This is a genomic window from Chryseobacterium sp. (genome assembly GCF_041914225.1).
In the GTDB taxonomy this organism is placed as follows: Bacteria; Bacteroidota; Bacteroidia; order Flavobacteriales; family Weeksellaceae; genus Chryseobacterium.
Genome location: NZ_JAYSDT010000082.1, coordinates 1 through 8343, shown reverse-complemented (window position 1 = coordinate 8343; position 8343 = coordinate 1). Strand labels below are relative to the sequence as shown.

The window sequence follows — 8343 nt, the reverse complement described above, 5'->3', positions numbered from 1 at the left end:
AAGTCTTATCTTTGGTAAGGAAGAGGTCACGGGTTCAAGTCCCGTAGTTGGCTCTCAATTTTCCCGAAGTTGTTCGGGATTTTTTTTTACCCATCAGGAAAAGAAATTACCGGTCTACATATTTTTATCGTTAAACATCTGATTGGATAAATTCCTGAGGTTACTTTCCATTCTTTCATACGCTTTTTATTGATGAACCGAAATAAAGCATCATTGAAACTTTTACTTCACCTTTAGAATCACAATCATAAATTTTCTTTAAATTCGTGTAAAATAAATTTTGATGAATATTCTTTTATTGGAAGATGATCTCATTCTGTCTGCAGAGCTTTGCAGATTTTTAGAATCAAATAATTTTAACTGTGATAAGATCTACGACGGGGAGACTTTTCTCCGCCAGATAAAAAACAATACCTATGATCTGTATTTGCTGGATATCAACGTTCCTAAAATAAACGGGCTTGATGTCTGCCAGACGATCCGTTCTTTTGATAAAAATACCCCGATCATTATCATTTCTGCTTATGGAGATATCTCTGATAAAAAAGATGCTTTCACAAGACTTGCGGATGATTATTTGGTAAAGCCTTTTCAGTTTGAAGAGCTTCTTTTAAGAATCAATTCACTGTTGAGAAGAAAAGCCCCTTCCGATAATGCAGATCAGGATATTCTCAGAATCGATGACCTTATTATTAACAAGACAGAACAGAAGGTGTATCGTGGAGGAAATGAAATAACCCTTACGCTAAAAGAATTCCAGTTGCTGGTTTATCTTGCCGAGGCGCAGGGAAGAACAGTCTCCAAGCAGCAGATCACAGAACATGTCTGGGAACATAATTTCAATACGAATACCAATACGGTGGAAGTGTATATCAACTTTCTGAGAAAAAAGATTGATAAGGATTTTAAAATAAAACTGATCCACACCCGTTCAGGTTTCGGATACTACCTAAGTCCATTATAAATGTCTTTAAAAAGAAAGATAGCTTTAACGATCAGTATCGCCTTTTCATTGCTTTTTGGAATGGTGATGGCGGTCATTTATTTATCTTTTAATGATTTCAGGAGAGATGAATTTAAAGAACGTTTCAGGCAGAGACTTGAATTTACTTCCCATTTTATCTCAAAATCCAAAGACTTTGAAGAAGAAGCTCCCGTTTTCTTTAATGAGAATTCTGATAATATTCTTTTGAATGAAAAAATCTTAATTTTCAACGAGAAAAAAGAATTGATCTACAGCACGATCAAAGACCGGAATGTTACCTGGGACAGCGCCATGCTGAAAGAGCTGGATAAAAAGAAAATCATTTATACCGAAAAAACAGTTCCGGAAATTTATGCAGCACTCAGGAATATTAATGGTGAAAATTATTATATCCTTACCAGCGCCTTTGATACCAACGGAAAATCCAAGCTGGGATACCTGAAATATCTTTTGATTACCGCTTATGTGATGAGTACAATGCTCATTGGTTTTTTCAGCTATTATTTTGTTGAAAAGTTTCTTCGTCCGCTGGAAGACCTGAACAAAGAAATTTCCGAAGTTACCGCCCATAAACTTACAACTCAGATTCCTGTTGAGCAGTCTAATGATGAAGTCAGCGTTCTTGCCAAATCTTTCAATACAATGATTGCAAGACTGGATGATGTATTTCAGTCACAAAAGGATTTTACGGCAAGTGCTTCACATGAGATCCGGACTCCTATTACAAGAATGGCATTTCAGCTGGAAAACTTAATAAAATTTGAAGAACACTCACCGGAAACATTATCTTCTTTAAAACAGATTCAACGGGATATCTATCAGTTGTCAGATCTTACCAATTCGCTTTTGCTGCTGACAAAATTTGATAAAGAAAATATTCAGAGCATTTATGAAGAAGTAAGAATTGATGAAGTTATCTTTGAAGCTTTTGAGGCTGTAGAAAAAAGTTATCCACAGCTTAAACTGGATTTCCTGATTAACGAAGACAGCTCCGAAAATGCCTTTCTGACGATAAAAGGAATCCAGTCACTCTTGGTGATTGTCTTTATCAATCTGTTTAAAAATGCTGCCGTCTATTCTGACAATACAGAAGTAAAGGTTTTGATTACCGAAACAAATGATAACCTTTCCATTGAAGTTATTTCCCATGGCAATACCATTCCTGAAGAAGAGCAGGCTAAACTGTTTGAAGCTTTCACAAGGGGGAACAATGCCCAGAATATTGCAGGATCAGGTTTAGGTCTCAGAATTGTCAAAAGAATCCTGGAATATCATGATGCGGAGATCATCTATTCTTCACCTGAAGAATATATTAACAGGTTTACCCTATATTTTAAAAAATAAATTAAAACAGCTGATCTGAGCAGCAGTTGCTTTTTGTTAAACTCCGGATTAAATTTTTAATAAAAATATCAACGTTCCGGGAAAAAATATTTCTTTTTTATCAGTTAAGCTTTCATAAAACAGCCTGTTTAAGGCTATTTTAATTTTTTTTTAAGCGTCATTTAAGTTTCTTTTAATCGCATCAAAGCAATTTTGTAATTTAAAAAGAAAAAATAATGAACAGAATTGCAGTGCTGTGCCTCGCCGTTTCCTCATTCATGGCGGCACAACAGCAGATGTCTCTTTTGGAATGCGAAGAAGCTTTTCAGAAGAACAACCTCCAGCTGCTCGCCGAACAATATAACATCAATATGGCTGATGCGGATATTCTGCAGGCTAAAATCTGGGAATTACCTCAGTTAAGCGGACAGTTCAATGCTTATAATCCTCAGGATAAAAAGTTTTTTGATGTCGGACACTCAAAAGGGGCAGGAGTAACACAATTAATTTATATGGGTGGTAAAAAGAAAAATGAGATCGCTTTTGCCAAATCCAATAAAGAGCTGGCACAGCTTCAGTTTTCCCAGCTGCTTGCCGATCTGAGAGCTCAACTCCGTTCTGCTTATTTTAATCTTTACTACGAAAAGCTAAAACTTGAAAATACCAACAGGCAGCTAGGGTATATGAATGATCTTTTAAATGCCTATCGTGTACAGTCAGCAAAAGGAAACGTTTCCCTCAAAGATGCTGTAAGGCTGCAGAGTATTGTAATACAGCTGAATCATGATAAACTGGAGATTAATAAAAATATTCTGGATTTCGAACAGAATTTAAAAGTTTTAACGGGTGTTTCGGAAGATATAGAACCGACAATGTCTGAGGCGGAAGCTAAAGAAGCCTTGGCTGCACAGCCTTTTGGTGATGAAGAAGAGCTTAAAAGTAAAGCCCTCGAGCATAATGCCGATTACCGGTATAATCTGAAACTTATTGATAACAGTAAGCTGTATGCGCAGTGGCAGAAATCTTTGAATGTACCGGATGTCACAGTAGGTGCTGCTTGGGATCAGGCGGGAGGAACCTTTAATAACGAAGCGAATCTGACTTTTGGAATTCCTTTGCCTCTATGGAAAGCGAACCAGGGTAATGTGGAAAAAGCTAATTATGCTGTTCAGCAGAATCAGAAAAATGCTGATTTTCAGAAACTCACTCTTGAAACCAAAGTACAGTCTGCCTATAAGACCTGGAAAGCTCAGTATGACCAGCTTCAGGATGTAAAAACTACAGATCTGCAGAATATGGAGCTTGTCTACAACGGAATGCTGAACAATTTCAGAAAAGGAAATGTGAATCTGATTGAATTTACAGATTTTATGGACAGCTACAGGCAAACAGCCCTTCAGATTTATGATATGAAAAATGAGATCATGCAGTCCGCAGAACAGCTTAATCAACTAGTACAAACGAAAATCTTCTATTAAATCATGAAAACATATATTATCCCCGTATTGATGGTCCTTTCGTTAGCGGCCTGTTCAAAAAAAGAGGAAGAGAAAACCAGTCATGCCAAAAAAGGATTTGAACTGAGCAACACCATGTTGAATTCCATTTCCTTAGCCAAAGTTGAAAAAAAGAATATAGAAGATGAATACAGCTTTTACGGTAAAATCTCTGCAGACAAAAACAGTTATATAGACGTATATCCATTGGTAGGAGGGAATGTGATGAGTGTCAATGTGGAGCTGGGAGACTATGTGAAGAAAGGACAGGTATTGGCAACCATCAGGAGTACTGAGCTTGCAGAGATTCAGAAAGATGTAAGTGATGCCAAAACCGATCTGGTAGTGGCAAAAAATAACCTTCGTGTTGCCAAAGAACTCTACGAAGGAAAACTGAATACCGAAAGAGATGTTCTGGAAGCCAAAAGTCAGCTGCAAAAAGCCGAAGATCAATTGCAGAGAGCAACAGCAGTGAGTACGGTTTATAATGTGAAAACCGGAAATATATACAGTGTAGTAGCACCTATCAGTGGGTATATTGTCCAGAAAAGTATCAATAAAGATATGCAGCTGAGAAGTGATAGGAGCGATAACATTTTTGACGTTGCCAACACCACGAATGTATGGGCAATTATGAATGTTAACGAGTCTGACATTGATAAGATCAGCCTTGGAATGAAAGCTCAGGTTTCTACACTTTCTTATCCGGACAAAGTTTTTGATGGTAAAATTGATAAAATCTTCAGGATTATTGATCCGCAGACCAATGCCATGCAGGCAAGGGTAGTTCTGGATAACGCCAACGGACTTCTGATTCCGGACAGTAAAGCAACGATAAAAGTTTCCAGCCTGGAAAGTAATACAACCTTAACGGTTCCATCCAAAGCCGTAATCTTTGATGACAATAAAAGCTTTGTCGTGATTTTTAAATCCAGAACGGATGTGAAGATCAGAGAAATCAAAGTGCTAAAGCAGGTAGGTGATATCACTTATGTTTCCGACGGACTGAAAGAAGGAGAAGAAGTAATTACCAACAACCAGCTGCTGATATACCGTTCGTTGAACAGCTAATCTTATGAACCCCTTAAGAATGCTACATTTTTCTTTAACGGCTTTTTTAGGTCATCAATGTATCTGTCATGAATAAATTCATAAAAAATATAATTGCTTTTTCATTAAAAAATAAAGCATTTACCTTTATCTGGGTAGCCATTTTAGCCATCTCCGGATTTATAAGTTTCAAAAATATGCCTATTGAAGCTTTTCCGGATGTAACCAATACCCAGATCGTAATCATTACCCAATGGAATGGGCGTAGTGCGGAAGAAGTAGAACGTTTTGTCACCACACCCGTCGAATTGGCGATGAGCCCGGTTCAGAAGAAAACAAGTGTGAGAAGTACCACCATGTTCGGACTTTCTATTGTTAAAATTCTGTTTGACGACGGGGTGGATGATACTTTTGCCAGAAATCAGGTCAATAACCAGTTAAGAACCATTAGCCTTCCTGATGAGGTAGATCCCGAAGTACAGCCACCCTACGGGCCAACCGGGGAGATTTTCCGATATACGCTGGAAAGTAAAACAAAAGATTCCCGGGCATTGCTTACCTTGCAAAATTGGGTGATAGACCGTGCTTTAAGAGGGGTACCCGGTGTTGCCGATATTAATGTCTTCGGCGGACAGGATAAAGTTTTTGAGTTGAGCATTGATCCAAGAGCATTGGATAAGTATAATCTGACTCCGCTTCAGGTATATGATGCTGTTACCAAGAGTAACCTGAATGTAGGTGGTGATGTTATTGAAAAGAACGGGCAGGCTTATGTGGTAAGAGGAATCGGTTTGGTAAAATCAGTTGCGGACATAGGCAATATTACCATCCAGAATGACAGCGGAAACCCTGTACTGGTAAAAAATGTGGCGGATGTTCATGAAAGCTCTATGCCAAGGGTAGGACAGGCTGCGCTGAATCATCATGACGATACGGTGGAAGGAATTGTTGTGATGAGAAAAGGAGAGAATCCGAGAGAAGTCCTGGTAGGAGTAAAAGCTAAAATCAAAGAGCTCAACGAAAAAATTCTTCCCAAAGATGTTAAAATGGTCACTTTCTATGACCGGGACAACCTGATGGACTTTACCACCCACACCGTAATGCATAACCTTATTGAAGGAATTGTACTGGTAACCGTAATTGTTCTGATCTTTATGGCTGACTGGAGAACAACACTGATTGTTTCCATCATCATCCCTTTATCTCTGTTGTTTGCATTTTTATGCTTAAAACTGGCTGGAATGAGTGCGAATCTTCTTTCGTTAGGAGCGGTAGACTTCGGGATTATTATAGACGGAGCCGTCGTCATGGTGGAAGGTCTCTTTGTGATGCTCGATCATAAAGCACACCGGTACGGAACCGAGAAGTTCAATAAACTGGCAAAAGGAGGCTGGATCAAGCAGACCGGTACCGGGTTGGGAAAAGCCATCTTCTTTTCAAAATTAATCATCATTACCTCTCTGATTCCTATTTTCTCATTCCAGAAAGTGGAAGGAAAAATGTTCTCTCCGCTGGCATTCACACTTGGGTTTGCATTAATGGGAGCACTGATATTTACTTTAACCCTGGTTCCTGTTCTTTCCCATATCCTTTTGAATAAAAATGTGAAGGAAAAAAATAACCCTTTTGTTAATTTCTGGGACAGAATCGTTTTGAAAGGCTTTAATTTCACATTTAAACATAAAAAAATCAGTATGATCGCAGCGGTCTCCTTCCTGGCAGTTACTCTGTTTTCCGGAAAATTCCTTGGAACAGAATTTTTGCCGCAGTTGAATGAAGGCTCACTTTGGATTACTGCAGAAATGCCGATGAGCTCCTCGCTGAAAGAATCTCTGAAAACGGCAGATCTTCTAAAAAAAGACATTATGAGCTTCTCTGAGGTAACGGATGTGCTTGCCCAGACCGGAAGAAGTAATGATGGAACGGATCCCAACGGATTCGGATTTGTACAGTTTGCAGTGAATCTCAAACCAAGAGAAGAATGGAAGCGTAAAATTACTTATGATGAACTGATTAATGAAATTGACAAAAAACTCAGAAGCTATCAGGGAATTACTTTCAACTATTCGCAGCCTATTTCAGATAACGTGGCAGAAGCAGTGGCAGGCTTTAAAGCAGAAAACGGAATCAAAATCTATGGTGATAACCTGGAAACACTGGATAAACTGGCCCATGAAGTTTTATTGAAAATCAAAGATGTGGATGGCGTAAAAGATCCCGGGATTATTAAAAATATTGGCCAGCCGGAAGTAAGTGTTGTTTTGGACAGAGATAAAATGGCAGCTTACGGAGTAATGCCGGCAGATGCACAGGCTGTGCTGGAAATGGCTTTTGGTGGTAAAACTGCTTCGGAAATGTTTGACGGTGAAAGAAAATTTCCGATCCGCCTCCGGTATTCGCAGGAATACAGAACCAATGAAAATGACATTGCTGCTTTGATGGTTCCTACCCAGGATGGAGCAAAGATCCCTTTAAAGGAAATAAGTACGATTGTTAAAGATAACGGAGCTGCATTTATTTACAGGGATAATATCAAACGTTATATTGGGGTTAAGTTCTCAATCCGCGACAGGGACCTGGGAAGTACCATTGCTGATGCTCAGAAAAAAGTAGCAGCAATTGAGCTGCCGGATGGCTATTCCGTAGGATGGACCGGTCAGTTTGAAAATCAGCAGCGTGCCTCTCACAGGCTTGCCCAGGTTGTGCCGGTGAGTATTCTTATGATCTTCTTCCTGCTGTTTATCCTGTTTGGAAATATGAAGGACTCTCTTCTGGTATTGGCTAACGTACCTTTTGCTTTAATAGGGGGAATTATCGCCCTGCATGTTACCGGAATCAATTTTGGAATCTCTGCCGGGGTAGGGATGATTGCCCTCTTGGGAATCTGTATCCAGAACGGAGTCATTCTTATCACAGAATTCCACCAGAATGTTAAAAATGGCCTTGATATAGATACTGCTATTTTAAACGGAGTGAAATCAAGAACAAGACCGGTGATTATGACTGCTCTTATGGCATCTATCGGGCTTATGCCGGCGGCATTGTCTACGGGGATCGGTTCAGAATCCCAGAAACCTCTCGCTATTGTTATTATTGGAGGTTTGATTACAGCAACCGTGCTTACCCTGCTTATTTTCCCGATTATTTTCTGGATTTTCAACAGAACCAGAAAACTCAGCCAAATCTGATCTTATCTTTCATTTATATTAATTGAGCCTGGAATATTCTGTATTTCAGGCTTTTTAGTAAAAGGTTCCAGAAAGTTTTTTTCAATCCGGAAAAATGTTGTAAATTTGCAGTCTCAATACGTTAAAATATAAGGTTTGTCCTTCACTGGATGAGAATATTGAAAGTTTTTTTAATAAAAAGTTTTTGGTATTTAAAAATTCATTATATTTGCACACCGAAAATTTGAAAAACAATAAATAAATAATTTTAAATCATGGCAAAGGAAACGTTTAATCGTAACAAACCACACTTGAACATTGG

The 8343-nt window shown here is 38.7% G+C and carries 5 protein-coding genes; all 5 read left to right on the top strand.

What is annotated here, in order from left to right:
- The first annotated feature begins 283 nt into the window (after positions 1-283).
- The 5 genes from ACE3RB_RS19340 to ACE3RB_RS19320 all read left to right on the top strand — a co-directional run bounded on the left by ACE3RB_RS19340 (position 284) and on the right by ACE3RB_RS19320 (position 8042).
- A complete protein-coding gene (locus ACE3RB_RS19340; protein WP_002976395.1) occupies positions 284-964 on the top strand; it encodes a response regulator transcription factor in 681 nt (226 codons plus the stop codon).
- Entirely contained in the window at positions 965-2329 is a 1365-nt protein-coding gene (locus ACE3RB_RS19335; protein WP_374465710.1) for an ATP-binding protein, read from the top strand.
- 215 nt (positions 2330-2544) lie between these two features.
- Complete coding sequence (locus tag ACE3RB_RS19330) at positions 2545-3786, top strand: TolC family protein (RefSeq protein ID WP_374465709.1); 1242 nt, start codon at positions 2545-2547, stop codon at positions 3784-3786.
- A 3-nt stretch (positions 3787-3789) separates the two neighbouring features.
- On the top strand, positions 3790-4875 hold the full coding sequence (locus ACE3RB_RS19325) for an efflux RND transporter periplasmic adaptor subunit (protein WP_374465708.1): 1086 nt from the start codon (positions 3790-3792) through the stop codon (positions 4873-4875).
- Between the two features lie 68 nt (positions 4876-4943).
- On the top strand, positions 4944-8042 hold the full coding sequence (locus tag ACE3RB_RS19320; protein WP_374465707.1) for an efflux RND transporter permease subunit: 3099 nt from the start codon (positions 4944-4946) through the stop codon (positions 8040-8042).
- The last annotated feature ends 301 nt before the right edge of the window (positions 8043-8343 follow it).